At 63.1% G+C, this 23,642-nt stretch carries 25 protein-coding genes and 2 pseudogenes; 14 read left to right on the forward strand and 13 right to left on the reverse strand.

Annotated features, from left to right (window positions below; all coding sequences use genetic code 11):
- Positions 1–89 precede the first annotated feature (89 nt).
- From ABIB06_RS31035 to ABIB06_RS31060, 6 genes are read left to right on the forward strand one after another with little or no spacing between them, the layout of a single operon-like run.
- Complete coding sequence (locus ABIB06_RS31035; RefSeq protein ID WP_247446510.1) at positions 90–746, forward strand: cytochrome c3 family protein; 657 nt, start codon at positions 90–92, stop codon at positions 744–746.
- Positions 743–3,628 (forward strand): TAT-variant-translocated molybdopterin oxidoreductase, encoded by a 2,886-nt coding sequence (locus tag ABIB06_RS31040; protein ID WP_247446509.1) that lies wholly within the window; start codon positions 743–745, stop codon positions 3,626–3,628. The genes ABIB06_RS31035 and ABIB06_RS31040 overlap by 4 nt, the downstream gene beginning before the upstream one ends.
- Positions 3,625–4,980 carry an NrfD/PsrC family molybdoenzyme membrane anchor subunit gene (gene nrfD / locus ABIB06_RS31045; protein WP_247446508.1) on the forward strand — a complete coding sequence of 452 codons (1,356 nt, stop codon included), beginning with the start codon at positions 3,625–3,627 and terminating at the stop codon, positions 4,978–4,980. The genes ABIB06_RS31040 and nrfD overlap by 4 nt, the downstream gene beginning before the upstream one ends.
- Positions 4,973–5,503: a DUF3341 domain-containing protein gene (locus ABIB06_RS31050; protein WP_247446507.1), complete on the forward strand. Its 531-nt coding sequence runs from the start codon at positions 4,973–4,975 to the stop codon at positions 5,501–5,503. The genes nrfD and ABIB06_RS31050 overlap by 8 nt, the downstream gene beginning before the upstream one ends.
- On the forward strand, positions 5,500–6,030 hold the full coding sequence (locus ABIB06_RS31055; protein ID WP_247446506.1) for a c-type cytochrome: 531 nt from the start codon (positions 5,500–5,502) through the stop codon (positions 6,028–6,030). Before ABIB06_RS31050 ends, ABIB06_RS31055 begins: the two co-directional genes overlap by 4 nt.
- A complete protein-coding gene (locus ABIB06_RS31060) occupies positions 6,027–7,130 on the forward strand; it encodes a hypothetical protein (RefSeq protein WP_247446505.1) in 1,104 nt (367 codons plus the stop codon). Before ABIB06_RS31055 ends, ABIB06_RS31060 begins: the two co-directional genes overlap by 4 nt.
- Here ABIB06_RS31060 and ABIB06_RS31065 read toward each other — a convergent pair.
- Positions 7,072–8,055 (reverse strand): thioredoxin domain-containing protein, encoded by a 984-nt coding sequence (locus ABIB06_RS31065; protein ID WP_354051752.1) that lies wholly within the window; start codon positions 8,053–8,055, stop codon positions 7,072–7,074. The genes ABIB06_RS31060 and ABIB06_RS31065 overlap by 59 nt on opposite strands.
- Positions 8,056–8,127: 72 nt before the next feature.
- Here ABIB06_RS31065 and ABIB06_RS31070 point away from each other — a divergent pair.
- Both ABIB06_RS31070 and ABIB06_RS31075 read left to right on the forward strand, forming a co-directional pair.
- A pseudogene (locus ABIB06_RS31070) lies at positions 8,128–8,331 on the forward strand (cysteine hydrolase); the annotation flags it as partial.
- Positions 8,332–9,308: 977 nt separating this feature from the next.
- The gene (locus ABIB06_RS31075; protein ID WP_247446502.1) at positions 9,309–9,752 is read left to right on the forward strand and encodes a nucleotidyltransferase family protein; all 444 of its coding nucleotides are present in this window, start codon (positions 9,309–9,311) and stop codon (positions 9,750–9,752) included.
- Here the strand turns inward: ABIB06_RS31075 and ABIB06_RS31080 are convergent.
- Positions 9,742–11,106, reverse strand: a complete 1,365-nt coding sequence (locus ABIB06_RS31080; RefSeq protein WP_354051748.1) for a carbohydrate porin — start codon at positions 11,104–11,106, stop codon at positions 9,742–9,744. The genes ABIB06_RS31075 and ABIB06_RS31080 overlap by 11 nt on opposite strands.
- A gap of 266 nt (positions 11,107–11,372) precedes the next feature.
- Here ABIB06_RS31080 and ABIB06_RS31085 point away from each other — a divergent pair, with 266 nt between their 5' ends.
- Together ABIB06_RS31085 and ABIB06_RS31090 are read left to right on the forward strand one after the other, a co-directional pair.
- On the forward strand, positions 11,373–11,573 hold the full coding sequence (locus tag ABIB06_RS31085) for a hypothetical protein (protein WP_247446500.1): 201 nt from the start codon (positions 11,373–11,375) through the stop codon (positions 11,571–11,573).
- Between the two features lie 19 nt (positions 11,574–11,592).
- Positions 11,593–11,997 carry a hypothetical protein gene (locus ABIB06_RS31090; protein WP_247446499.1) on the forward strand — a complete coding sequence of 135 codons (405 nt, stop codon included), beginning with the start codon at positions 11,593–11,595 and terminating at the stop codon, positions 11,995–11,997.
- 318 nt (positions 11,998–12,315) lie between these two features.
- Here ABIB06_RS31090 and ABIB06_RS31095 read toward each other — a convergent pair whose 3' ends face one another.
- The 6 genes from ABIB06_RS31095 to ABIB06_RS31120 form a co-directional block, all read right to left on the reverse strand.
- Complete coding sequence (locus ABIB06_RS31095; RefSeq protein ID WP_354125685.1) at positions 12,316–12,765, reverse strand: low affinity iron permease family protein; 450 nt, start codon at positions 12,763–12,765, stop codon at positions 12,316–12,318.
- 30 nt (positions 12,766–12,795) lie between these two features.
- Positions 12,796–13,668, reverse strand: coding sequence for an SDR family oxidoreductase (locus tag ABIB06_RS31100; protein ID WP_247446497.1), 873 nt, complete (start codon positions 13,666–13,668; stop codon positions 12,796–12,798).
- Positions 13,661–15,502 carry a glycoside hydrolase family 15 protein gene (locus ABIB06_RS31105; RefSeq protein ID WP_247446496.1) on the reverse strand — a complete coding sequence of 614 codons (1,842 nt, stop codon included), beginning with the start codon at positions 15,500–15,502 and terminating at the stop codon, positions 13,661–13,663. Before ABIB06_RS31105 ends, ABIB06_RS31100 begins: the two co-directional genes overlap by 8 nt.
- Before the next feature lie 799 nt (positions 15,503–16,301).
- Complete coding sequence (locus tag ABIB06_RS31110) at positions 16,302–16,721, reverse strand: cupin domain-containing protein (protein ID WP_247446495.1); 420 nt, start codon at positions 16,719–16,721, stop codon at positions 16,302–16,304.
- 94 nt (positions 16,722–16,815) lie between these two features.
- Positions 16,816–17,580 carry a molybdate ABC transporter substrate-binding protein gene (locus tag ABIB06_RS31115; RefSeq protein ID WP_247446494.1) on the reverse strand — a complete coding sequence of 255 codons (765 nt, stop codon included), beginning with the start codon at positions 17,578–17,580 and terminating at the stop codon, positions 16,816–16,818.
- A 659-nt stretch (positions 17,581–18,239) separates the two neighbouring features.
- On the reverse strand, positions 18,240–18,404 hold the full coding sequence (locus tag ABIB06_RS31120) for a hypothetical protein (RefSeq protein WP_247446493.1): 165 nt from the start codon (positions 18,402–18,404) through the stop codon (positions 18,240–18,242).
- Between the two features lie 306 nt (positions 18,405–18,710).
- Between ABIB06_RS31120 and ABIB06_RS31125 the strand changes: the two genes are divergently transcribed.
- The 4 genes and pseudogenes from ABIB06_RS31125 to ABIB06_RS31140 all read left to right on the forward strand — a co-directional run bounded on the left by ABIB06_RS31125 (position 18,711) and on the right by ABIB06_RS31140 (position 21,001).
- Positions 18,711–18,920 carry a response regulator gene (locus tag ABIB06_RS31125; RefSeq protein ID WP_247446492.1) on the forward strand — a complete coding sequence of 70 codons (210 nt, stop codon included), beginning with the start codon at positions 18,711–18,713 and terminating at the stop codon, positions 18,918–18,920.
- A gap of 224 nt (positions 18,921–19,144) precedes the next feature.
- Positions 19,145–19,300 carry a hypothetical protein gene (locus ABIB06_RS31130; protein WP_354051743.1) on the forward strand — a complete coding sequence of 52 codons (156 nt, stop codon included), beginning with the start codon at positions 19,145–19,147 and terminating at the stop codon, positions 19,298–19,300.
- Between the two features lie 98 nt (positions 19,301–19,398).
- Entirely contained in the window at positions 19,399–19,617 is a 219-nt protein-coding gene (locus ABIB06_RS31135) for a hypothetical protein (RefSeq protein WP_247446490.1), read from the forward strand.
- A 520-nt stretch (positions 19,618–20,137) separates the two neighbouring features.
- Positions 20,138–21,001 (forward strand): annotated as a pseudogene (locus tag ABIB06_RS31140) (3'-5' exonuclease).
- Between the two features lie 234 nt (positions 21,002–21,235).
- On the opposite strand, the gene ABIB06_RS31145 reads toward ABIB06_RS31140, so the two are convergent.
- The 5 genes from ABIB06_RS31145 to ABIB06_RS31165 form a co-directional block, all read right to left on the reverse strand.
- Complete coding sequence (locus tag ABIB06_RS31145) at positions 21,236–21,403, reverse strand: hypothetical protein (protein ID WP_247446546.1); 168 nt, start codon at positions 21,401–21,403, stop codon at positions 21,236–21,238.
- Positions 21,403–21,708, reverse strand: a complete 306-nt coding sequence (locus ABIB06_RS31150) for a hypothetical protein (protein ID WP_247446489.1) — start codon at positions 21,706–21,708, stop codon at positions 21,403–21,405. Before ABIB06_RS31150 ends, ABIB06_RS31145 begins: the two co-directional genes overlap by 1 nt.
- 35 nt (positions 21,709–21,743) lie before the next feature.
- Positions 21,744–21,953, reverse strand: a complete 210-nt coding sequence (locus ABIB06_RS31155; RefSeq protein WP_345946937.1) for an ATP dependent DNA ligase — start codon at positions 21,951–21,953, stop codon at positions 21,744–21,746.
- An 82-nt stretch (positions 21,954–22,035) separates the two neighbouring features.
- Positions 22,036–22,374 (reverse strand): ATP-dependent DNA ligase, encoded by a 339-nt coding sequence (locus ABIB06_RS31160; protein WP_354069806.1) that lies wholly within the window; start codon positions 22,372–22,374, stop codon positions 22,036–22,038.
- Between the two features lie 185 nt (positions 22,375–22,559).
- Positions 22,560–22,730, reverse strand: a complete 171-nt coding sequence (locus tag ABIB06_RS31165; RefSeq protein WP_247446488.1) for a hypothetical protein — start codon at positions 22,728–22,730, stop codon at positions 22,560–22,562.
- Positions 22,731–23,642 lie beyond the last annotated feature (912 nt).

Below are 23,642 nucleotides of genomic sequence, written 5' to 3' on the forward strand. Positions count from 1 at the left end.
TCCGCATCGAGAAGAGTGTTCCAAGTTGGAACCAATGTCCAAGGGCGAGAATTGTCGATCCGACAGCTCGCGATCGGGTCACAGCGAGAATGGCGCAAATATTCTCTTCTGTGGCGGACACGTGGTTACGCCTGCTTCTGGTCGGCGGCCTGTCGCTCGCAGGCGGCAGCATCGTGGCTGCCGTCGGTTTCGCGCACTCGGCCTACATGACGGACACCGGCATCCGCCCACATCAGCCTGTGCCGTTCAGTCATCGCCACCACGCGGGCGAACTCGGCATCGACTGTCGCTACTGCCACAGCAACGTCGACGCCGGTCCGCGCGCCGGCCTCCCACCGACCGAGACCTGCATGACGTGTCACTCGCAGATCTGGACCAACGCGGCGATGCTGGCGCCGGTCCGAAAAAGCCTTGCCGACCACACGCCGATCCAGTGGACCCGCGTCGCAAAGCTGCCCGATTACGTGTTCTTCCGGCACGACATCCACATCGCGAAGGGGGTCGGCTGCGAGAGCTGCCACGGCCGCGTCGACCAGATGGCGCTGACCTATCGCGCGAAAGCGTTCACGATGGAGTTTTGCATCGATTGCCACCGCGATCCCGCGCCGCATCTGCGTCCGAAAGGTCATGTCACGGACATGGCTTGGAAGCCGCCTGCGAACCCGCGCAAGCAAGGCGAAGCGATTGCCGCTCACGAGGGTATCCGTTTCGGCGAGCTCACGCATTGCTATGTGTGTCACCGATGAAGCGGCGCATTGACCATCAGCCTCGGACGGCGGGCGGGGAGCCACTCTGGGCGGGCATCGAAGAGCTCTCGGACGATCCACGATTTCAGGCCTTCATCGAGGCGGAATACCCGGCGGTTCAGCAATTCTCGAAGACGGCACGACGCGAATTCCTGAGATTGATGGGCGCGTCATTCGCGCTGGCGGGGCTGACCGGCTGCGAGAAGAGCTCGTTGGTTGCGGCGCTGCCTTACGTCGACCAGCCCGCCGCCGAGACGCTCGGCCTGCCGCGTTACTATGCGACGGCCGTGCTGCTCGACGGCTTTGCGCAGCCGGTGATCGCCACGGCCTACGCCGGTCGGCCGACCAAGCTCGACGGCAATCCCCGCCATCCGGTCACGCAGGGCCGCAGCGACATCTTCATGCAGAGCGCAGTGCTGCAATTGTACGATCCCGATCGTGCGGCCGCGCCGACCCGGCACGGCGAGCCCGCGAGCTGGAGCGACGTCGAGGCGGCTATCGGCATCATGCGCGAGAGCTGGCGGGTCGATGCGGGTGAGGGCGTGCGGTTGCTGCTCGGACCGACGACGTCTCCGACGCTGCTGCGGCAGATAGAAACCTTCCTGAAGCAATTTCCCAACGCGCGCGTTCATCGGCATTCGGCCGCAGGCGCGGATGCGAGACGTCAAATCGCGGCTGCGGTGTACGGGCAGGCCTTGGACCTGCACTATGTGCTCGGCGAATGCGATGTCGTCGTCAGCCTCGACGACGATTTCCTGGGGCCCGGACCCGACCAGGTGCGCAACGCGCTGGGCTGGTCGCAAGCGCGGCGGCGGTCCGATGACCGGCCGGGCAATCGCCTGTTGATGGCCGAGAGCGTGCCGTCGGCCACGGGCGCGATGGCGGGCCAGCGCTTGGTCGCCGAGGCCCGGCGCATGCCGCTGCTGGCGGAGGCGCTGGCAGGCGCGCTCGGCGTTGCCGGCGCGTCAAAGGCGCAGTTGACGGAGGTCGAAAGCCGCTGGGTCGCGACCGTGACCGACGCCTGCAAGGATCGGGCAGGGCGCTCCTTATTCGTCTCGGGCCTGAGCGGAGGTCCGAGTACGGCTCACTGGATCGCCCGGATCAATGAACAACTCAAAAATGCCGGCCAGACACTCCGGTTTACAGCGCCGATCGCGGGCCCTCCGAATGCCCGCTCGCTGGCTGAGCTCGTGTCGGATATCAATGCGGAGCGCGTCACCGCGCTCATCGTGCTCGACGGCAATCCCGCCTACACGGCGCCCGGTGAGCTCAATGTCGGCGACGCCATCAAGCGCGTGCGCGTGTCGCTGCATATCGGACTGCATCGCGACGAGACCGGCGCGCTGTGCGAGTGGCAGCTTCCGCTGGCCCATGCGCTGGAAAGCTGGAGCGACGCCCGTGCCGTCGATGGCACCGCGACCATATTGCAGCCGCTGATTTCACCGTTCCACGACGTCAAGACGGCGCATCAGATCCTTGCGATGCTGCTCGGCGAGATTGACCCGGTCGTGGACGGCGCCGTGCGCGTGACCTGGCAGATGAGCTTTGGCGATGCGTTCGGAGCGCGCTGGAAGCAGGCGCTGCACGACGGCTTTGTCGACGGCGCCGCCCCCTTCATCACGGTCGCCACCGCGAGCACGGCAATCTCGCCACCAGGCCCCGCCGGCGAACTCGACATCGTGTTCCGGCCCGACCCGACCGTGTGGGACGGGCAGTTCGCCAATGTCGGATGGCTTCAGGAGCTGCCCAAGCCGCTGACGACCGTGACCTGGAGCAACGTGATCGCGGTCAGTCCGGCGCTGGCAAAGCGTCTCGCTGCGGTGAATGGCGATCATGTCGAAGTGGCGGTCGGCGACCGTCGCGTCACCGGTCCGCTCTGGATCATGCCGGGGCAGGCCGGAAGCACCGTCGCGCTCTGGCTCGGCTACGGACGGACGCGGGCAGGGCGTGTCGGCAACGAACTCGGCCACGATGCCTACCGCGTACAGCCCGCGGCCGCGCCGTCGCTGACCGGGGGCAGCCTGCGCAAGCTCGACGCCAGCGAAGACCTGGCGGTGACCCAGCTGCATCATCGCATGGAGGGGGTCGACCTCGTCCGCGAGGTCAGCCCCGGCCATGTCACGCCGCCGCCAAGCCCGGATCAGGCCAGCCTCTATGCGGCCTGGCCATCGTCGAAGAACGCCTGGGGCATGGTGATCGATGTCGACAGCTGCATCGGCTGCAATGCCTGCGTAACGGCCTGCACGGCGGAGAACAACGTGCCCGTGGTCGGGGCCGACCAGGTCAAGGCCGGCCGCGAGATGCACTGGCTGCGGATCGCGCGCTACTACACCGGCGACATCGAACAGCCGCGCAGCTTTTTCCAGCCGGTGCCATGCATGCATTGCGAGGAGGCGCCTTGCGAGATGGGCTGTCCGGTGCACGCGACGACGCACAGTCCTGAAGGCGTGAACCAGATGGTCTATAACCGTTGCATCGGCACGCGGACCTGCTCCAGCTACTGCCCTTACAAGGTGCGACGCTTCAATTTCTTCGACTATCGTGCGCCGGCCGAGTCATCCGAGCATGCCGCCCACAATCCTGATGTCACCGTGCGCTCGCGCGGCGTCATGGAAAAATGCACCTATTGCACGCAGCGCATCGAGGCGGCGCATATCGCAGCCGACAAGGAGAACCGGTCGATACGTGACGGCGAGGTGATCACCGCATGCCAGCAGGCCTGTCCGACCAGGGCCATTGTGTTCGGCGATATCAACGATCCCAATTCCGAGGTGTCACGGCTGAAGCGAGACGGCCGGCACTACGTGCTGCTCGAGGAGCTGGGAACGCGGCCGCGCACGACCTATCTGGCGCGCTGGCGCGACGACGAGGCGCAGGGATGAGCGATCGCACCGACATCCTGCCGACGCGTCAGAGCATGGGCGGAATCGCCGACCAGCTCACCGGCATTCCCCTGCATTTCCCGGCCCAGCGGCGCTGGCTGATCGCGATGGCGTTCGCGAGCGCGCTGCTGCTGTTGTTGATGGTCTCGGTAATTGCGCTGTTCACCCGCGGCGTCGGCATTTGGGGCATCAACATCCCCGTGAACTGGGCGTTTGCGATCCACAACTACGTCTGGTGGCTCGGCATCGGCCACGCCGGCACGCTGATCTCGGCGCTGCTGCTGCTCACCGGCAGCGAATGGCGCAACTCGCTCAACCGCTTCGCCGAGACCATGACCCTGTTCGCGGTGGTCTGTGCCAGCATCTACCCGATCCTGCATCTCGGACGACCCTGGTACGTCTATTGGATGTTTCCCTATCCGGCGACCATGGGGGTGTGGCCGCAGTTCCGCAGCCCGCTGGAATGGGACATCTGGGCGGTTTTGACCTATCTGACGGTCTCGATCGCGTTCTGGTACACCGGCCTGATCCCCGATCTCGCCGCCGCGCGCGACCGCGCGACCCGCCGCGGCTGGCAGATCTTCTTCGGTGTTCTTGCGTTGGGATGGCGCGGCTCGGCCACGCATTGGCTGCGCTGGTCGCAGGCCTACCGGTTGATGGCAGGGCTTGCCGTGCCCCTGGTCGTCTCCGTCCACAGCGAGGTGTCGCTGCTGTTCGCCGCGGGACAAATCCCCGGCTGGCATTCGACAATTTTCCCACCTTACTTCGTGCTCGGCGCTGCCTTCTCCGGCTTCGCCGTCGTGTCCATCATCGCGGTCGCGCTGCGTTCGTGGTTCGGATTGCAAAACCTCGTCACCGACGATCACCTCGATCTGCTCGGAAAAGTGCTGCTCGCCACCGGCTTGATGACGGCCTATGGTTACGTCTTCGAAGTGTTCGACGCGCTCTATTCCGGCGAGCCTCATGAGCTCCAGACGCTGGCCAATCGTTTCACCGGCGCCTACGCCTGGTCGTATTGGGGCGCGGTGGTCTTCAACTTCATCCCGCTGCAGGCGCTATGGTGGCGCGTCGTCCGGCGGACCGGATGGATGCTGCTGCTGATCTCGGTCTCCGTCGCGGTCGGTATGTGGCTCGAGCGCTACATGATTCTCGTCACCAGCCTTTACCGCGACTTCCTGGTCTCGTCCTGGGGCCACTTCACGCCGACGTTCTGGGACTGGTCGACCTATTTTGGCACGATCGGTCTCTTCCTGGTGCCGTTCCTGATCGCCATCCGGCTGATCCCCATGATCTCGATCTTCGAGACCAAGGAGCTTCTCCACCAGGAGAAGGAGGAGGAGCGGCATGGCTGAGGAATTCTACGGCGCGCTGGCCGAATTCAAGAGCCCCGAGGACCTGATCACCGCCACGCGGAAGGCGCGCGCGGCCGGGTACCGCAATCTCGACGCTTTCACGCCGTTTCCGGTCGAGGGGCTGGACCGCATCCTGCACCTTCCGCGACCAAGGATCTCCTTCGTCGGGCTGGCGGGCGCCATCTTCGGGGCCGGGATCGCGCTCGCGATGCAGCTCTATACGAACTACGACTACCCGCTCAATGTCGGGGGCCGGCCGGTCTATGCGCTCTCGGCCTTCGCAGTCGTGACTTTCGAACTCACCATCCTGTTCTCTGCGCTGGCCATGCTGTTCGGGATGCTCGTGCAAAATGGGTTGCCGCGGCTGAACTATCCCGTGTTCGGCGACACACGCTTCTTTCGCGCCAGCAAGGACCGCTTCTTCCTCTGCGTGAGCGCGGAAGATGCCAAGTTCAGTGCCAACGAGACCCTGGTCTTTCTCAGTGGCACGGGGGCGCTTTCGGTGGAGCTTGTGCCGGGATGAACAGACTACCGTTCATCATCGCGCTTGCGATGCTGCTCGTTGGCTGCGACCAGAACATGGATTCGCAGCCCCGCTACAGCGACTATTCGCGCGCGCCGCTGTTCCGGGGCAGCGTGCTGCGGCGCCCGCCGGCTAATACCGTCGCCCGCGACGATCTCGACCGGGAGAAGGCCGCGACCACCAGACCAACGCTTTCCATCGAACTTTTGGCGCGAGGACGGCAGCGTTTTGGCATCTTTTGCTCGCCCTGCCACGGCGCCGGCGGCGACGGCAACGGCATTGTGGTCCAGCGCGGCATGCCGCATCCGACGAGCTATCACGACCAGCGGCTGCTCACCGCCGACGACCAGCACTTCTTCGACGTGATCACCAACGGCTATGGCGCGATGTATTCCTATGCCGCGCGGGTGCCGCCGGCCGACCGCTGGGCGATCGTCGCCTATATCCGCGCGCTTCAGCTCAGCCGCCACGCCTCGCTCGACGACGTGCCCGCGGACGAGCGCGCCAGGCTGGAGGCCTTGCCATGAGGCGTCGTATCGGCTTTGTCACAGCGGTCACGGGCCTGATCCTGATCGCCGGGCTCGTTCTCGACGCGCGGTCGACGGTTGCCGCTTATCTCGCTGCCTGGATCGCGTGGAGCGCGGTTCCGATCGGAGCGCTGGCGCTGTTCATGACCAGCTATCTGGTGCGGCGACGCTGGACCGAGGCGCTGCATCCTGTCTTTCTGGCGGCCACGGGCACCTTGCCGGTCGCGGCGCTGGCGTTCATTCCGGTCCTTCTCTTCATGAAGGAGGTCTATCCGGCCGCAGCCGATCCGTCGTCATTGCCGCCATTCAAGGCGGCCTGGCTCATGCCGTGGTTCGTCATATTGCGAGCCGTGCTTTACTTCGCGGTCTGGATTGCGTTGGCCAGTTGGCTCCGCGGCGCCTGGCGCAATGACGAGCCCATGGTGCGCGCAGCCTCGACCGGATTGATCGTGTGGGCGCTGACCGCGTCGTTCGCAGGGATCGACTGGATGGAGGCACTGGAGCCGGATTTTCACTCGTCGATCTACGGCCTGCTCTATCTCAGCATCGCGATGGTAAACGGGACAGCCTTCGTCGTAGCGGCCGGGCTATTGTCGATGCGGCAGATCGGACCGAGCCGCGGCTACAGCGCGCTGCTGATGTCGGTGTTGCTGCTGTGGTGCTATCTCCACGCTATGCAGTACATCGTCATCTGGTCGGGCAATATCCCGAACGAGGTCTCCTGGTACATCGCGCGCTCCGACAACGGTTGGCAATATGCCCTCGCCGGGGTCGCCTTCGGGCAATTCGTGGTCCCGTTCTGCGCGATGCTGAGCTCCAGGGTACGCTCGGACCCGCATTGGCTACTGGCCCTGTGCGCGCTCACGCTGGCGATGCGGTGGCTGGAATCCGCGATCCTGATCCTGCCGGCCATTCACGGGCTTTCCGCCGCCACGACCGTCGTGATGCTGATTGCTGCCCTGCTGCTTGTTGGCTCGGTTCTGTGGCTTGCGTTCGACGCGCTGCTGGCGCGGGAGGCCGAGCGGAGAGCGCCGCTGGACGTCATCTGGCCGCGAATTCGCGGCGAAACAGCAGCCCGATCAGTCCGCCAAGGGCGATGAGGCTGATCGAGGCGGCGGCGAGCAGCAGCCGCCGAGCCGCGAACGTATAAGTGCCGCTGGCCGGATCAAAACCGTAGCAGAGCAGATGGATCTGGTCGGTCCAGCCTCCGACATGTCCGCGGCCGGCCTCGACCAGCGCCAGCCGCAGGCTGGTCGCATCGACCGCCAGCGCCGAGAGCGCGCGCGAAATTCGCCCGTCTGGCGTCACAACGAAGGCAGCAGCGGAATGGGCGAATTGGTCGTGCGCGGCGTCGTAGACCGTGCGCAACCCGAATACACCGGTCAATGTCTCGACGTCCGATGCCGCTGCACGCAGGAAATAGCTGTGGTCCGGCAGGTCGCTTCTCGTGCTGACCTGCGCGGTTTTCATGGCCAGCGCCTGGGCCGCGCTGTCCTTGGGATCGAGACCGACGACGATGAGCCGGAAATCCCTGCCCGCCTTCAATCCGGTATCGGCAAGGGCGTTCGATACGATCGATATCGTCGGTCCGCAGAGCGTCTCGCAAGTGTAATCGGCGAGAATCCAGACGGTGGGAATATCGCCGAGCCAGCTTTGCAGCGGTGAGTTGCGGTCCCTCAGATCGCGCATCTCGGTACGCAAGGGCAGTTGGGCGTCGAGGTGAGGGACGAGGCCGACCTGCTCGAGCTGCGAAGCCGTGACGGCCGCGCGCGCCGGCATCGGAGCCGCGAGGCAAACGACAAGCGCAACGATCCATCCCGCGACCCCTGTGCGGGCTTTCCTTTCGGAATTGCCGATCAAGCGTTGGGCCTGCAAAATCTCTGGATCTCCGGATGATGCCTGCAACGAACATGCGCAACTGACAGATCGTGGATCAGCAGGTCCTCCATCGATTAATGTCCTTGGTGAAGAAGCCCATATTGTACGTTTCCTTTCGCAATGGCGGCTTTGGAACGCCGCTTCCATACGCAAGTTCCTATTGCCGGGCGCGGCCGGGAGACGCCCGGGCACTCCGCGAACCCATGACGATTGGTGGCTATGAGGGACAGCAAGTCGGAACGCGCCGAGATCCGGGATCCAGTTCATCTCTGCATCGACATGCAGAACATCTTTGCGCCCGGAGGTCTGTGGGCAACGCCATGGATGGAGCGCGTTCTGCCGACGGTTGCAGCGATCGCGTCGCGCTATCGGGCACGAACCATCTTCACGCGCTTCATTACGCCGCAGCAACCGCACGTGCGCGAGGCGTTGCGCGATTTGAGCATGCTGCACGCGCTCAATCCGCCCTCCAGCTTGGTCAGCCTCGGCGTCTGGTGGGAGCCCACCAGGCTGATCCGAAGTTCGGCGCATGCGGGCGAGCTGACCAAGCTGTGATGCCGTTCCTTCAGGGGTCCATGAAGCGCTGCAGGCCTGCAAATGGCAGACCTGTTACGCGGCTTGCAGACGCCATCGTCGGCTTAAGCGGCTGAGCCTCCCCTCAGAAGATTCCGAAGAGGGTGAACACCGCGACCTCACCCACGAAGGCGACGGTCATGATTGAAACCGTGAGAACCACGTCGCCTATCGGCATTGGGGCCATTGGCTGCTGCTTCTCGCTCGAATGCCCCTGTGCTGAATTCATGAAGGCATGAAAAGGTTTCGGTTCCGAGGGCTGCGTCCGGGCGCTTTCTGGGGCAACCCCAAGGACATGGAGCAAATCGAAGATCGGCGCTCGTCATGACGGGCGCCTGACCAAGGGTAGGCCTCGTCGGCTGAGACACCCCTTCGGCCGTTAGGCGAAGGCCAGGCTGGCTGGAAGCGCAAACCTCGCTCCCTGCCGTATTTCCGCCGACGATACAGCACGGGGTCTTCAGCGCGGGAAGGCTGCCGCAGCTTCCGGCTTTCGTCTCCTCGGGCAAGCCGGAACTCGCCCTTCCGAAGGGATCCGAACGCCACCTAGCCGGCCACTGACGCCAGCGTGATCTACGAGCAGCTGCTCATGGTCGTGGGCCTGCTGGACGCCAAGATCAGGACGATCCGCGAAAGACCGGCGTTCCCAGGGTAGTGGAGGAATGCTCAAGGGATGGCTGGGTGGCACCAACAAGCTGAAGCGGCAACTATCGGCGCAAGGACCTGGATACGCGCGCTTCCGACTCGGTCCGGCTAGTTGTATTTTAACCGGAGTTCCTGAGGCGGCGGTATAGAAGCCGTACCAAGAAATGTCGCGGAAGGCCGGTTCGATGAGACCATCGACTTCCATCGCTGAGCACGGCAACCAGGTTCGTGAGATCCTGAACCGCGCAGGCATGCGCAACCCGAAAGTGTTCGGATCGGTGGCGCGCGGCGAGGACACCGACTTGGACATTCTGGTCGAGGCGCCTCCGGGCACCTCGCTTTACGATCTGGCACGGGTCGAGATCCAACTCGAAGAGTTGCTCGGCTGCAGGGTCGAGGTGCTCACGAAAGGCTTCATGGCGCCTGAGATGCGACTGGTCCTCGCAACCCAGGCTTTACGTGACGCCCGTCTTTCTACGGTTTGGCACTCAGCTAGGTGTTCACCGCCGGCGTGGGCCTTCCGCGTCGCGACGTTTCACTTTCGACATGGCCAATTGGAGCTTTTAGCCCACTGCTCTTGGCTCCGGTCAGCACATCTAGCGCAGCGCGCGTCCGGTCTCAGAACTTGAGCGTGGTTCTGAGACCGAACACCAAAGCGTTCCTGAGAGCCTTTCCAGCGAGCGGGCCCGCCGGCAGCGTTGCACCGCCGCCGGGATGGACGATGTACTGGAAATTCGGTTGCACCGTCCAGCCATCCTTGACCTGATATTGATAGACTGCAGTCAGCAGGCCTTCAAAGCTTCGCACCGGCCAATTCGGATCGACGAGCGTCCGATAATCCCAGTCGAGCGCCTGCGCCCGTTTCGAAACGTGGGCATAACCCGCTGCGATCCCGAATTTGTCGTCTGAACGGTCGTCGCGCAGACCGATGAATTCGATGCCGGCATCCGCGTACAGATCGATCAGGTTGCGATCGGCAGGCGCGCCGGCAACGCGAGTGAACACGCCGATGCCGCGATCGTCGCTATGCGGTACGCGATAGATCTGTTGCTCGAACACTGCCCAGCCGCCGATGTCCCCCGACAACAGCAGGGGCCCGCCGCTGCTGGCGGGAGCGGCGAGCGAGACCCCATTCGACGCGAGGTGCTGGTCCGTGAAGGAGCCGAAGTGCCGCCAGCCCCCGAGCTTGATCTGGCCGCTCAGGTTCGGATCGCCCTTCTTGTTGTTCCAGGCGTACTGGATCTGCCCGAGCAGGAGAGGCGGATCGTTGACGCGGAAATTCACGCCATAGCGGTTGCGCTCCTGCGGATCGCCCGGACCGGGACCGGCCTGGTCGCCATCGAAGATTCCGCCAAGTACCGCAAGCTGGTCGGTCACGTTGACGAGCAGGCGGGCTCCCATCGCGGCCAAAGGCGGCGAAGGTCCGCCGCTGGGCAGGTCGAGCGACGTGACGGCCGGCCAACCCATGGAAGCATTCGTGAACACATCGGTGTACTTGGTGTTGAAGAATTCGCTGTCGGCGGCCAGCTGCCCGAACTTCAGCGAGAGCTTCTTCGCGCCCCACTGCTTTTCGAAATAGGCTTCGTACAGCCGCGTCGACGGCAGAGCTTCGATTCCGCTGACGACGAAAAAATTCTGCAGATTGGAGCGCGACAGCCCGTCGCCATGGATCTGGAACATGTTGGCGTGAAAGGTGAGCTTGTCGATCCCGACGAGCTTCTGCAGATCGATGTCCACGGCCAGGTTAAGTCGGCCTTCGTAGATCGCGCCCTGCTTCAACCCTCCGGACGCGTTGCCGAACACCTCGCCGATGTAGGTCGCGGCGAATTTGACGCCGTACTTCTGCAACGGATTGGGCAGAAGGCCGAGCGTCTTCTCCTCGACGGTGCTCTCTCCCGTGTCGGGATCGGCCGGCTTGTCGTCGTCGGTCTTCTTGTCCTCCTGCGCCATGGCGTTGGCTGCAAGGAGCAAAACGACCGACATCGAAAGAGCCGCTTGCCGGTATGCCTTCCTTGGCCGAGACACGGGAGCTCCTCATGCTGGAAGTGCCTTCAGGGATTTGCCTGATCTTCCGGCGCAAGTCCACCGGTCCACGAGGGCGACCTTGCCTTCGGTCGTTTGGGATCTTAGGTCGCCTGCCTCTCCGAATTGGGGCAGCTACTCTGACACTCGCGGTGTTCAAGATTCCGAATTCCAAAAGCGAAAAATTGCGCTAGGATGAGGCTTTCCCGCATGGGGCATTTCATTTCATGTTCGACACCTCCACTACCGCGCTTTTGCGCGCGGTCCTCGACGAAGTCCGCGAGAGCGTTTCGCGCCGCGAGAGCGGAGTGCGCACCCACGTCGCTGCGAAGATTCTGGAAGCTGCTACGCGCGGAGAGGTGTCGCCCGAAGGTCTCAGGCAGGTCGGGCACCAAGCTCTCTCGCAAGCGCCGACCATGTGGCGCTGACCGGACCGAGGGGGCGGGGGTGAATTTTCAGGTCACGGTGCTGAAGATCCTGGTGGGCTACCCGGATGGATTTGCCGTGATGGCCGACCTCAAGCGCGACATGGCGATCCTGGCGACCAGCGGTCGGGACTGGGCCGATCGCACCAAGCGGCTGGCGGCGCGCATGCCGGACCTCGACATCTTTTCGCAAGGCCTGGTCGCGCGCGAAAGTGGCGGCTGGAAGATCACCGTCAAGGGGCGGATGGTGCTGGAGTTCATGGAGGCGCGCCCGGTCGCCGAGCAGGCCATAGAGTCGGAACTAGCCGTAGACGCGCCGCTGCCGTCGCTGCCGCAGCCGGCCGAGCGGGCGAGGCGGCGTCGCGAACGTCGGGAGCGTGCGCGCGGCGCGCGGGAACGGGCGCGGGCGAACGCTTCCTCTGCGTAGTGGCGCCGTACAGAACGCTACTGGGATCGAAGCCGCAGCTCATTGCGGCGAGGAGAGCGCATCCGCGCAGGTGCGTGATCTCGTTGCCGACCAGTGGATACTCACGGCGCCGAGATCGTCCGAAATCCCGGAACTTCCGGATCACGGTGGCATCGCCGAAGTCGTCCATCGCCGGATCCCTGCGGCTGAAGGCGACGGCGCCGGATCGAACCGGTGTCCCGATGGGTAGTCTAGCCTGCCGGCGGACCCGGCAAATTCCCGAGAATGCGGTGGTCCTCCAGCAGGACGGCTTCCGGAACAGCAGGTCGCGGATCCAGATCATTCCGTTGCGGCTTTCCAGCCCCTGAGGGCCGTCCCCGTGCTGCGCTCGACCACGTCTTCGGCGACGGCTTTCGCGCGTTCTTCGCAGCGCGCGCGCAGATCCTCGAGCTCGTCCGCGCTCAGATGCTCGATTCCCACGAAGCTATTCTGCACGATACCCGTCCGGATCAGCTCATCCAGTTTCACCTGGATCGCGGCACTGTCCCGGTTCTGCGAGTTTTGGATCAGGAAGACTATCAGGAAGGTCACGATGGTCGTCCCGGTGTTGATGACGAGCTGCCAAGTGTCGGAAAACCGGAACAGCGGTCCTGTAACGGCCCAGATGACGATTACCGCGCAGGCTAGGACAAACGTCGATGCACGCCCTGCCCCCTGCGAGGCCTTGTTGGCGATGGACGCAAACAGCCGCCGATGCCGGCGCTCGCTTTCCTGATGGCCCTGCCGCATGGCATTCCTCCTTTCCGAATGAAATCCCGCTTAGCCGCCGGTCGCGAATCCTGGGTAGAGGCTCATCCCTCCGTCCACGAACAAGGTGGCGCCAGTGACGTAGTCGGCCATGTCAGAAACCAGCCAAGCCACCGTCTGCGCGATGTCGTCCGGTTCTCCGATGCGCTTGTACGGCACCAACGTCATGAGCCGTTCGTAGGCATCCGGGGTCTCCCATGCGGGCCGGTTGATGGGCGTGCGAATGGCGCCAGGAGCGACCCCGTTTGCGCGAATGGCAAATGGGGCGACTTCCTGGGCGATGCTGCGCATCAACTGCATGACGCCGCCCTTCGACGCTGCGTAGTTGACGTGACCGGCCCAGGGTATCTCCTGGTGAACGGAGCTCATGAACACGAGCTTGCCCGCCGCCGCGGAGATTCGGCTCACCACGCCGCGTTTCTTGAACTCACGAACGGCCTCTCGCGCGCACAGGAATTGGCCCGTGAGATTGACGTCGATCACCTTCCTCCACTGCTCGAGGGTCATCTCGTCGAAAGAGGCATCTCTCTGCAAGCCGGCGTTGTTCACCGCAATGTGGAGGGTCCCGAAATGATCGACCGCGTGGGCGAACATCGAATTGACCTCGTCCTCCTTGCTGACGTCCGCCTTGATGGCGATGGCGCGGCGACCGCCGGCTTCGATTTGGTGCGCCACCTCCTCCGCCGCGGCCGGGTCGGCCACGTAGTTCACGACGACGTCGGCGCCCGAAGCAGCGAGACCCAGCGCCACAGCCTTGCCGATCCCTGAATTTGCGCCGGTGACCAACGCCGGTTGTCCCTCCAGGACGACGGGAAAACGGACGGCTGAACGCTGTCTCGCGCCCGGCGGGACGGGTCCGGCAGGGTCGGTTGTCGCTTCAGGCATGGTTGGCTCCTGCAGTCGTGCTCTGCGCTCCTTCGCTCGGCAGCGACTTCTTTCCGCCGCGTGTTTCGGAGGGCTTGTCGCGGTGAGTGAGGTTGTGCGCCGTGTTCACCAGGGCGATGTGGGAGAATGCCTGCGGGAAGTTGCCGACCAGTCTGCGCTTCGAGACATCGTACTCTTCGGAGAGCAATCCGACGTCGTTGCGCAAGGAGAGAAGCCGCTCGAACAACGCCTTCGCATCGGCCGCACGGCCTATGAGCTGATAGGCATCGGCGAGCCAGAAGCTACAGGCCAGGAACATACCCTCGCCCGGCGGCAGTCCATCCTTGGTTGCGCCCGTGTCGTAGCGGCGCACGAAGCCATCCACGACCAGGTCGCGTTCGACGGCTCCTACGGTCGAGATGACACGTGGATCATCCGGCGGGAGAAAGCCCACGGCAGGAATCAGCAACAGGCTGGCGTCGAGCTGAGGCTCGCCATAGACTTGAACAAAGGACTTGCGGTCCTCGTCGTATCCGCGCCGACACACGTCCGCATGGATCGCATCCCGGACCGCGGTCCAATCGTCGACCGGCCCCTCCATCCCGAATTCCTTGGCGGACTTGATCGCACGATCGAAGGCCACCCATGCCATGATCTTCGAGTATGTGAACTGCTTGCGGCCGCCTCGGACCTCCCAGATGCCTTCGTCCGGCTCGGTCCAGATTGCCTTCAGATGATCGAGCAACGCGCATTGGACGGCCCATGCCCGCTTGTTCTCGGCGAGCCCCCCGCGCCGCGCCTGGTAAAGCGCGTCCATCAGTTCGCCGTAGACGTCCAGTTGTAGCTGCTGGTGGGCGGCGTTGCCGATCCGGACCGGCTTCGAATTTTCGTAGCCGGACAGCCATGGCACTTCCCACTCGGTCAGCCGGCGTTCGCCGGTGACCGAGTACATGATCTGCAGTTGGTCGGGGCTGCCGGCGACCGCGCGAATGAGCCAATCGCGCCAGGCGCGAGCCTCGTCGTAGTATCCCCCGTCCATGAACGCGAGCAGCGTGAGCGTGGCATCCCGAACCCAGCAGAACCGGTAGTCCCAGTTGCGAGGGCCGCCGAGCTGCTCGGGCAGAGACGTCGTCGCGGCCGCGACGATCCCGCCACTCGGCTCGAACGTCAGCGCCTTCAGCGTGATGAGGGAGCGGAGAACCTCGTTCGAATACGCCCCAGCCGCCCGGCATCGGCTGGACCAGTCCCGCCAAAAACGCTCGGTGTACTCCAGAAGCTGGAAAGGATGCGCGGCTGGCGTTTCCTCCTGATAGGAAATCTGATGACTGAGCACCAAGGCTCTACGTTCGCCCGCCGAGACCACGAACGAGCCCACGGTCGCCATCTCCTCGCCCTGCAGCGGCACGTCAGCCCGCAGCACCAGCATGGAGGCTCCGGCCACCAGGGATCGTGCGCCATCATCAAGCCGGCTGACCCATGGCACGGAGACGCCGTAGTCAAAACGCGCCGCCAATTCGCTCCGCATCTCGACCCGGCCATCGAGTCCTTCGAGGATCCGGACGATGCGCGATTTGTCGGATTTGGGCGGCATGAAGTCCGTGACACGAACGCTGCCGTCGTCGGTTCTGAAGGTCGTCTCCAGGATCAACGTGCCCGGCCGATACCGGCGCTCGGCTGAGCGCGACGCCACGGGCGCGACGCGCCAATAGCCGTTGTCTTCGGACCCGAGTAGCTTTGCGAAGCAACTGTCGGAGTCGAACCGCGGCAGGCAAAGCCAGTCGATGGAGCCATCAAGACCCACCAACGCTGCGGTCTCGCAGTCGCCAATCAGTGCGTAGTCTTCGATTCGAGCCATAGGGAAACATTGCGGGCAATAGGTGCCGCCTCCGTAGACTCCAGCCGGGTTGGCTCAATGCTTCTTGCGCTCCAATGTTCCTTGGGCACACTCAGAGAACCATCCTGCTGCTCGAAAAGCGGATGGCGCAGAAGGTTGCGACCTGCGAGCAGGCCTTTTCGCGATCGCTCCAATGACGCGCCAATAGGCTGATGCACCTTTCGCTTGGCATCGGTCGCGGCTTCAATCCTGATTCATCCCGGCAATGACGCCAAGGAACCATCCGCTGAAGAAAGCCGTACTAAGCATCATGAGATTGGCCGTTGCGGAGAGGCAAGTTTGTCTTGAACATGGTCGAATCCGATCAGCCCCCAGCAGCGTACAAATGAGAGCGCCGAATGCAGGGGCCAAAGCGCCCGCCGCCGCGTGCGAGCCGATGGGCCGGGGCAGCCCCGCGCGAGTTCCGTGAGAGATTCCAAGGATCGACGGAACGATACCTCGAAACTCAAGACGATCACGATCAGACAGGCAGCGAGGAAGTACGTGGACATGTGCCTAAGAGCATTATCGGCTCATTTCAAAAGCCGAGCAGATCGAAGTTTACCAATTGCGATATTGATTCCTTAAACGGGCGCGACGCGCACAACGTCCGCTGTGGGTCAGAAATGCGAAGAACTCGACGTGAGCAAATCTGGTCCGCCATGCTTCAGTGAGCAGGCCTCAATGAAGCGGGCCGCTACTTCGCTGATGGGCCAACAAGCGACATCCGCGCGGTCCGATAGAGATAAAAGAGACCGCCAACGGAGGCAACCTCGATAAACTACTTCACGTCTGTCATCACGGGTCTGTCTTTGGTCTTGATGCCGATCACCCGCGTCTTCGATGGCTTGTCCGTAGCGTTCCGGCCGAAGTGCTTGGTGTTCGGTGGCGTGTACACAACTTCACTGGCGTTAACTATCTTGGTTCCGACACCGTCGATTTCAAAGATCTGCTCGCCCTCGATGAGGTAGACGGCTTCGTAACCTTCCTCATGCTGGTGCAGCGGAAGCCGAAAGCCAGACGACCACTCTGCTGCGTAGATGATTGCCTCTTGGCCGGGCAGATTGACCAAGTCCGTCTTGAATATTCGCTTGGTTACGTATCCCGGCACCTGAGCGCGGATGCTGTCGGGCAGGCCCAACCCAATGATGATGCCGCCCACAAAAGGCCCGCCGAAAAAATAAGGCGTTTCATGACGCACTCATCGTCGAGCCACCTTCGGGTGGCGTTCCTGAGACCCAACATCTAAGACGCTTGTCATCCCAGCACCCGCTGGCGCAGGGAGATCCGTCGGATCAGCCGGGGTTCATGCCCTTGGATTTGATGATTGCAACTGCCGCCGGACCTTTAAGGTAATCAATGAGGGCCTTGGCAGCGGTGGTCTCTTTGGTTTCTGATCCAACCGCGGCCGTAAACACCACATTTTGTTGCAGTTCGGCCGGAAGTGGCCCGACGACATCCAAACCGGGAGCGGTGAGAACGTTGATAAGGAATAGGCCCAATTCGACTTCACCCTGGGCAACCACCGCGACGACCTGCGCAGGGTTGGGCTGCGCCCTCATCTTCGCCTTCATCGGCTCGGTGATTCCAAGGCGATCAAATACCTTTGCGATTGAATAGCCGGTGGCGCTCTCCGGGATCGAGGCAATGGACTGAGCTTTGAGCAGCGTTGCCTTGAGCGCGTCCGCGTTGCCGATTTCAGGCTTTTGAGCGCCAGAGCGGATAGCAACGCCGAGGCCAACGTGGGCAATATCGATTGTCGGACCTGCCGCGAATTTAGCTCGGGACGACGCGTCCTGCATAACTTCGACAGGTACAACACCAACATCAAACGGCTTGCCCGACGTAGCCTCCTTTATGAGGTTCGGAGTGGTGCCAAAGAAAATCTCAAGCCTGTGACCAGAGGCTTGCTCGAACTGCGGTTTGATATCTGCCCAAACGCCTGACATTGCTCCACCCGCCAGAAGCCTGAGTTCGGCAGCCTGCACGTTGGCGGACGGCGACAGCACGAGCACCAGACCCAGCACTGAGGCGGCCACTGGGAGCGAATACCTCTTCATGACAAAACACCTCATTTGCGGCGCTCTATGACGGGATTTTACGGATGGCACGCGCACCAGCATGAATATTCACGCTTCTCGGCATTCCTGCAAGATAGACGACGGCTACGCCCGATGTCTCGGTTGTTGGGTCAAAAGCGCCGTTGACTGGCCTCGTGTCACTTCCTGTCTCCCCCGATCAGCAGATCCTATTTAAGGCAAACCGAATTTCGCCATCGGGCCAGAAGGCGACATTCAAGGTGTAAGAAGAGCGACACCACTGGCTTTCAGCGCGAAGGGGTCGTCGCGCCTCAAACGCGCTCTTTTGCAGGAACTGCCAGACGCGGCCAGGCTCCTGTCTGGAATCAGCCAAGGCGATGCTGATCTCCGCGAGTGCGGCGACAAGGACGGATCCACAAGCCCGATCGGCGGAAGAAATATCGCGCGATGAACAGGTGCCGCTACGCGGCGAACGCGTTGGGCAGCATGCGTAGACGTTCGGTCGATCGGCGGTGAGCTCAGATGGGCCGTGATCCTGCTCCTCGTCCTCGGGATCTGTCTGGTAGAGGCGCGGCGGAGGCGCAGCGCACGTGAAGACGGCTACGCCATGATGCGCTGGCCCCTCGGCTGCGATGGTCCTCGCCCTCGCCCCGAGGAGGTCTTTTGCGGAGCCAGCCGGCCTATCGCCACATGGTGGGCGCCTCGTTCCAGGCTCTCCGCCCGACCTGCTTGAGCAGGAGCTTCGAGGCCACATGTGTCCGGGTGCCGGTTTCATTGCGGGACACGGTTTCGCAGACCTCATCGAGGACGGCGCGCAAGAGCGCTGTCGTTTCGGCGTCGAACATGGAGATATCCCCCTGCGATGGCCGCATGATGCATCCCCCGTCCGCTGCCGGGATTCAAACAAGTAAAATGCTGCAAGAAAATTCACCCGAAACCGGACTTCCCGCGATGCAGGATGAGCGCAGCCCCGCCTTTGGGGACTGGGGGGGCTTGAGGGCGGAGCCACGCAGGCCACGCATTGGCGCGCAGCCTGAGGAAGCAACGACACCGGACCGGCGTCGTTCCTCGCTACGGGAAAAGCTCCGAACTCACGAATGTTGCAGACTCCGGCTCCGGACATCGTATGATCCGCGTCTGGGATTAGAGGGATGATCGCATCGAGCACCGATCGGCCGAAGTGTCCGGTATGCAAGCACCGGATGGTGCTGGCGCGCATCTCGCCTGGCGCACATGGCTTCGAAGAGCGCACGTTCGAGTGCTCGACCTGCGAGCGGACCGAAAAGATCTCGATCGCCGTGGATCCGATGAAGACGGACGCGGTCGGCTGGCTCGCCGGCGAGCTCAAGCCTCCGAAGTGAAGCGGCTTCGGCCATTGCAGTACGGAGAGCCGCCGAGCGGCGTGGGTCGTCAATCAGATCTTCCTCGCGGACATATCCGCGCTCAGCCGCCGCCGCACCACGATTGGGATTAATCCCAGGGACAGATCCATATTCGGTTGGCGCGTGAGAGCCAGTTCACACGTGCTGGCGCGAACATCCGCTACCCTTGCCGTCGTCATCGCTTTCTTCGAGGAGATCAAAGCATGGATTGGGCGGCCAAGGCGCTGGCGAACGCGACCGGCACGGATGTAGACATAGAGCAATTCAAGACCGTCGCTATCTTCTGTGGCGCGGGTCTGCTGCTGTCCATGGCGGCGGTCATGACCTTCAGCCTCGATCTCGGGGCCGCTCTCTTCTGAACGACTGCCCGCAGGGCCGCTTCCGTGAGTGGCGCGGCTTGACTCGCCGGCCGCGGATATACTCAACTCCTGCGATCAGTGATGTTGCGGGGTGCGTCATGGAGCAGCAGGAGTTCTACAGAGGTCTGGCACAACGCGTGCGCGACCTGGCCGAGAAGGCCGATCCCTTCACCAGAAGGCGTTTGCAGAAGCTGGCGGAGCAATACGACCTGAAGGGCGGTAGCGCCGTACGGCCCGCGAGAGCGGTCGAGCGCCCCCCGCCGGTGCCGCGCACGACGCCGCCGGCGTCGATCTTCTCCGGACCGGGCGAGGCCTGACGCCCACGCCCTCTTGTCGTTCTTGGTGGTGGCGCAGCGCGCCCCGATCGAGCGTGGCCGCCTTCCCGCAGCGCGCGAAGAGAGCCGCCGACGGACTCTGCCGAGGACCAAGCTCGCGTACCCAGCCGGTGGTTCTGGCCTCACCAGCGAGGGTTTGACGCCATAAGCGGGTGCGGCATCGCATTTCGCCCTGAACGCGATCCTAGCGGCTCGGAACGGGGTGGGGGGAGGCGCTGCGCCTTGCAGCGGCAACAAGCTGAGCTCCATGAACGCGACCCGGTCCGGCGCCGGGCCGTCGCTCTGGTGGCCGCCGCCGAGTCTCTGCGTGGCCGACTGATGGCGGCCGATTTCTTCCGAAGCGCGACAGAACGCAACGACGGTCCCGAGAACACGTTGGATCGCGCCAATTTCCGATACCTCGCCGCCGGCTGCCTCGGTATCGTGCGCCAGCGGCCGGCATGCCCGTCGCCGCGATAGACAGCGGGAAACGATATTTCAGAACACCATCAGCCTGGCAGCCATGGCCGATGCCCTGGACCGGTCGCCCGACTTCCGGGTGCTGCGACGCCTGGTGCCGCGGCCCGCGTCCCAGCCGGAAATCGGGCAGGAGTTCAAAACCGGCATCCTGCTCGACACCGAAACCACCGGCTTCGATCACGGCAGGGACGAGATCATCGAGCTCCGGATGGTCAAATTCGACTACGTGCCGGACGGTAGGATCGTCGGCGTCAGGGACACTTTCTCGGCCTTAACGAGCCGTCGGCGCTGATCCCGCCCGAGGTGACGGCGCTCACCGGCATCACCGACGAAATGGTGGCCGGCCACCGAATCGACGAGGCCGCCGTCACGGCCTTCGCCCACGATTCAGCCATCACGATCGCGCACAGCAGTGGGTTCGACAGGAAGTTCGTCGAGCGCTACTGGCCGGTATTCGAGCACAAGGCCTGGGGCTGCAGCGCCACCGAGATCGACTGGCGCGAACACGGCTTCGCGGGCGCGCAGCTCGGCTACTTGTTGAACGGCGCGGGCTTCTTTCACCATGCGCACCGGCGATCGACGACTGCCACGCTCTGCTGGAAGTCCTTGCCTTCCAATTGCCTCCACGGGTTCGCCCGCGCTCGCCCTCCTGCTCGAGAACGCCCGCAAGCCAACCGTGCGAATATGGGCCGAGCAGTCGCCGTTCGAACTCAAGGATTCGCTGAAGCGGCGCGGCTACCGCTGGAGTGACGGCAGCGACGGCAGACCGAAGTCTTGGTACGTCGACGTCTGCGAGGCCGCGTTCGACGCCGAACTCGCATTTCTCCGGACCGAGATCTATCTTCGCGACGTCGAACCGCGCCTGCAGACCCTGACCGCATTCACCCGTTTTTCCAGCCGAGTCTGACGAGCCTACTCGGTCGTTTCTGCCTAACGCCGATCAGTGGCCGCTTGGGTGCTCATGCATGATGGGGGTCCATCCGTCGAGCAACAGGCCGTCCCAAGCCACGACGCCTTCATGCCATATCGCCCCGTACTCGCGAAATATCGATGCCCATTTGTGGATTCCATTCAAAGATGTGGTCATTGACTTTGTCGTGGACCCGACAGGGCATATCGGGATTGAACGTATCCATCGGATTCATGCAGTATGTCCGGGGTCGACGTCCTTCGGCGTCTTCTTCTCCCGCTGAGGCGTCATCTTCGCCGGGCTTTCCTTTCCAGGCACGCCGCGGGGACCGAGCTCGTCGCGCTGGATGTCATCTTCGGAGCGCTCGGGCTCCACGCCATTCATCGGCTCGTCAGGCATCATTCCATCCTTGCCTTGTCCTTCAGGTCGCGGATTCGGATCTCGGCCTCCTCATTCGAGGTGACGATCTCCGATTCATCCGGCACCCGCGCTATCGCGGAGAGCCTTTTGAGTTCGGCGAGTTGTTCTGCGCTGGGCTTTTCCATGTTTGAATCCTCGACCGCCTGCACGACGGCTTCGTCGTCGAGCACGTCCAGCAGTTGGTTGTTGGTTTGGCCGCAATCTCTGCGGCCGGGCTCGACATGACGGGCCAGTATGTCCTGAGCCTCTTCCTCCGCCTTCAGCACTCGCTTGTCCGGTTTCATCGCCGGTACTCCAGATACTCGGAAGGCAAACGCCCCTATGAACGGCGGGTTCCTTTGCTCAGGCCCTTGAACGAACTCGCCCGCAGAAGGTTTTCGGAGGTGATGTCGCGGTACTCGATGTCTGCGTAGAACTTGGGTTCGACCCAGGTGTCCTTGGGCTTCCTGATGGTTTTCGTCAGCTTCTGCTTTGGGCTCACTACGGTGTCGAGCGCCTTGCGATCTGCGCAGACGTGGTCCGGCTCCATCCCGTGCCGACCTTGCCCATGTAGACCAAGTCCTTCCCTTCCTTCTTACCCAAATAGAGGGCGGCCACGCCCGACGGGTCCTTCATGAAGCCGACCACGGGAATTTGCCCTTCTGAACGACCTTGATCTTTTGCCAGGCCTCAACCCACTCCGACCGGTATGGGGCGTCCACACGCTTGGAAACGATGCCCTCGTAGTTCAACTTGCCGGCGGCGGCGAAAAGCGCCTGACCGTCTCCTTCGTGGTGCTCGCTATAGAAGACAGGCTCATTGAGCTCGTGCTCCTCGATCAGCTCCTTGAGCAGCTTCTTCCGCTCGATCTGCGGCTCTCCGCGTAAGTCTTTACCGTCGAGCCACAGCAGATCGAACGCGAAGTAGAGGCGGAGCTGGATGCGGTAGCCATCGTATTTGATTTCGTGAATCCACTGCGCGCCCCGAAGGCGCCTTCATCTTCAGGGTCGCCAATTGGGGGCTGATGAAGCCCGGCATCTGAGGGGCTCCCGGCTTCGGGGCCGATGCCTTGGTACGCTTCGCCACTCACAAAAAAACCCACCGCCAAGTTGGCCGGCGGGCGGTCGACCTTCCATTACCGAGTTCTGGCCCGGCGTCAGTCCGGCGTCGTCTCGGATGCCTGAGTGCTGCTGACGGGGTCAGACGCCGGGAAGCTGTCCTTCAGTCCCTTTTGCAACTCGTCATCCTTAGCCTTGTCACTCCTGATTTGCTGCTTGGGATTCTGCGCGTGCTTGTCCGGCGGGGCGGGATCAAACTTCTCGGTCATTCTATCCTTGTCCTATCCTGGCGGCAGAGCGGGGCAAAACGCTCCACTGCTGTGCGCTGTTCCTGGCGTCGCCGCGCCGGACCTCGAAGGTTCTGTGGCCCATCACCTCTGTCGTCGATGCTTTAGCAATTTTTGCATATCTTTTTCACGGTCTGGTCGACTTTGCTGTTCTCCTGATCGATCTTGGCGTCACTATCGTGTTGATCAGCGGTCGTCGGCCGACCGATGCCGCCTGCAGCGGCTCCCTGGGTATTAGCGGCAGGCGTTCCCGATGAAGCTGCGGTTCCGGCAGCATTGGTGCCGGGGCTTGCGGCATTCGTGCTGTTTCCTTCGACCGCTCCCTGATTGCGCCCGGATTGAGGGCTGGAAGTGCCGTTGGCGATACCGGTTATCGCATTGGTGGTGCCCGTGGTTGGATTGGTATTTGCATTCGGGGCAGTAGCCGACGGGCTTGCCGCCCCGCCCGAGGTCGCAGCGCCTGCGGCTCCTGCAGCGGACGGAGATGCTGCAGTCGAACCCCCTGCACCTGCAGAGGACGACGCACCGCCAGCGCTTCCACCGGCAGATCCGCCGGCACCACCGCCGCTGCCTCCACCGCCTCCGCCCCCACCTTGGGCAAATGCTGCGCAAGGGATGACGAGAGCTAAGACAAGTGCAATGCTGGAGCGTTTCATTGCGCGACTCCTTTAGCGAAGAAGCCACGCTGCTGCGTTTCGTTCCTAGGCGTTGGGTCGAGCCGACGCATCCGTTCTCAAGGGAATGTGCGAGGATGTTGGGGGCGCTCTCCCAGCAGGGCCGAGGCCAGCAACCGAACTATAGGGGAGACCAGGCGTTATCTACATCATGTCAGACGCTTTTGACTACTTCCGGGCCTACGCTATCCGAGCTCTTTGCAGGGCCCGGTCGATGCCG

Origin of the sequence: Bradyrhizobium sp. LB8.2 (assembly GCF_040548035.1) — a bacterium.
GTDB lineage: Bacteria > Pseudomonadota > Alphaproteobacteria > Rhizobiales > Xanthobacteraceae > Bradyrhizobium.

Excerpts from the sequence above, each read along its gene's own strand:
- ABIB06_RS31035 (WP_247446510.1), top strand. The coding sequence starts at position 90 with ATGGCGCAAATATTCTCTTCTGTGGCGGACACGTGGTTACGCCTGCTT.
- ABIB06_RS31040 (WP_247446509.1), top strand. The coding sequence starts at position 743 with ATGAAGCGGCGCATTGACCATCAGCCTCGGACGGCGGGCGGGGAGCCA.
- nrfD (WP_247446508.1), top strand. The coding sequence starts at position 3,625 with ATGAGCGATCGCACCGACATCCTGCCGACGCGTCAGAGCATGGGCGGA.
- ABIB06_RS31050 (WP_247446507.1), top strand. The coding sequence starts at position 4,973 with ATGGCTGAGGAATTCTACGGCGCGCTGGCCGAATTCAAGAGCCCCGAG.
- ABIB06_RS31055 (WP_247446506.1), top strand. The coding sequence starts at position 5,500 with ATGAACAGACTACCGTTCATCATCGCGCTTGCGATGCTGCTCGTTGGC.
- ABIB06_RS31060 (WP_247446505.1), top strand. The coding sequence starts at position 6,027 with ATGAGGCGTCGTATCGGCTTTGTCACAGCGGTCACGGGCCTGATCCTG.
- ABIB06_RS31065 (WP_354051752.1), bottom strand. The coding sequence starts at position 8,055 with ATGGAAGCGGCGTTCCAAAGCCGCCATTGCGAAAGGAAACGTACAATA.
- ABIB06_RS31075 (WP_247446502.1), top strand. The coding sequence starts at position 9,309 with ATGAGACCATCGACTTCCATCGCTGAGCACGGCAACCAGGTTCGTGAG.
- ABIB06_RS31080 (WP_354051748.1), bottom strand. The coding sequence starts at position 11,106 with ATGTCGGTCGTTTTGCTCCTTGCAGCCAACGCCATGGCGCAGGAGGAC.
- ABIB06_RS31085 (WP_247446500.1), top strand. The coding sequence starts at position 11,373 with ATGTTCGACACCTCCACTACCGCGCTTTTGCGCGCGGTCCTCGACGAA.
- ABIB06_RS31095 (WP_354125685.1), bottom strand. The coding sequence starts at position 12,765 with ATGCGGCAGGGCCATCAGGAAAGCGAGCGCCGGCATCGGCGGCTGTTT.
- ABIB06_RS31100 (WP_247446497.1), bottom strand. The coding sequence starts at position 13,668 with ATGCCTGAAGCGACAACCGACCCTGCCGGACCCGTCCCGCCGGGCGCG.
- ABIB06_RS31105 (WP_247446496.1), bottom strand. The coding sequence starts at position 15,502 with ATGGCTCGAATCGAAGACTACGCACTGATTGGCGACTGCGAGACCGCA.
- ABIB06_RS31115 (WP_247446494.1), bottom strand. The coding sequence starts at position 17,580 with ATGAAGAGGTATTCGCTCCCAGTGGCCGCCTCAGTGCTGGGTCTGGTG.
- ABIB06_RS31120 (WP_247446493.1), bottom strand. The coding sequence starts at position 18,404 with ATGTTCGACGCCGAAACGACAGCGCTCTTGCGCGCCGTCCTCGATGAG.
- ABIB06_RS31125 (WP_247446492.1), top strand. The coding sequence starts at position 18,711 with ATGATCGCATCGAGCACCGATCGGCCGAAGTGTCCGGTATGCAAGCAC.
- ABIB06_RS31130 (WP_354051743.1), top strand. The coding sequence starts at position 19,145 with ATGGATTGGGCGGCCAAGGCGCTGGCGAACGCGACCGGCACGGATGTA.
- ABIB06_RS31135 (WP_247446490.1), top strand. The coding sequence starts at position 19,399 with ATGGAGCAGCAGGAGTTCTACAGAGGTCTGGCACAACGCGTGCGCGAC.
- ABIB06_RS31145 (WP_247446546.1), bottom strand. The coding sequence starts at position 21,403 with ATGCCTGACGAGCCGATGAATGGCGTGGAGCCCGAGCGCTCCGAAGAT.
- ABIB06_RS31150 (WP_247446489.1), bottom strand. The coding sequence starts at position 21,708 with ATGAAACCGGACAAGCGAGTGCTGAAGGCGGAGGAAGAGGCTCAGGAC.
- ABIB06_RS31155 (WP_345946937.1), bottom strand. The coding sequence starts at position 21,953 with ATGGAGCCGGACCACGTCTGCGCAGATCGCAAGGCGCTCGACACCGTA.
- ABIB06_RS31165 (WP_247446488.1), bottom strand. The coding sequence starts at position 22,730 with ATGACCGAGAAGTTTGATCCCGCCCCGCCGGACAAGCACGCGCAGAAT.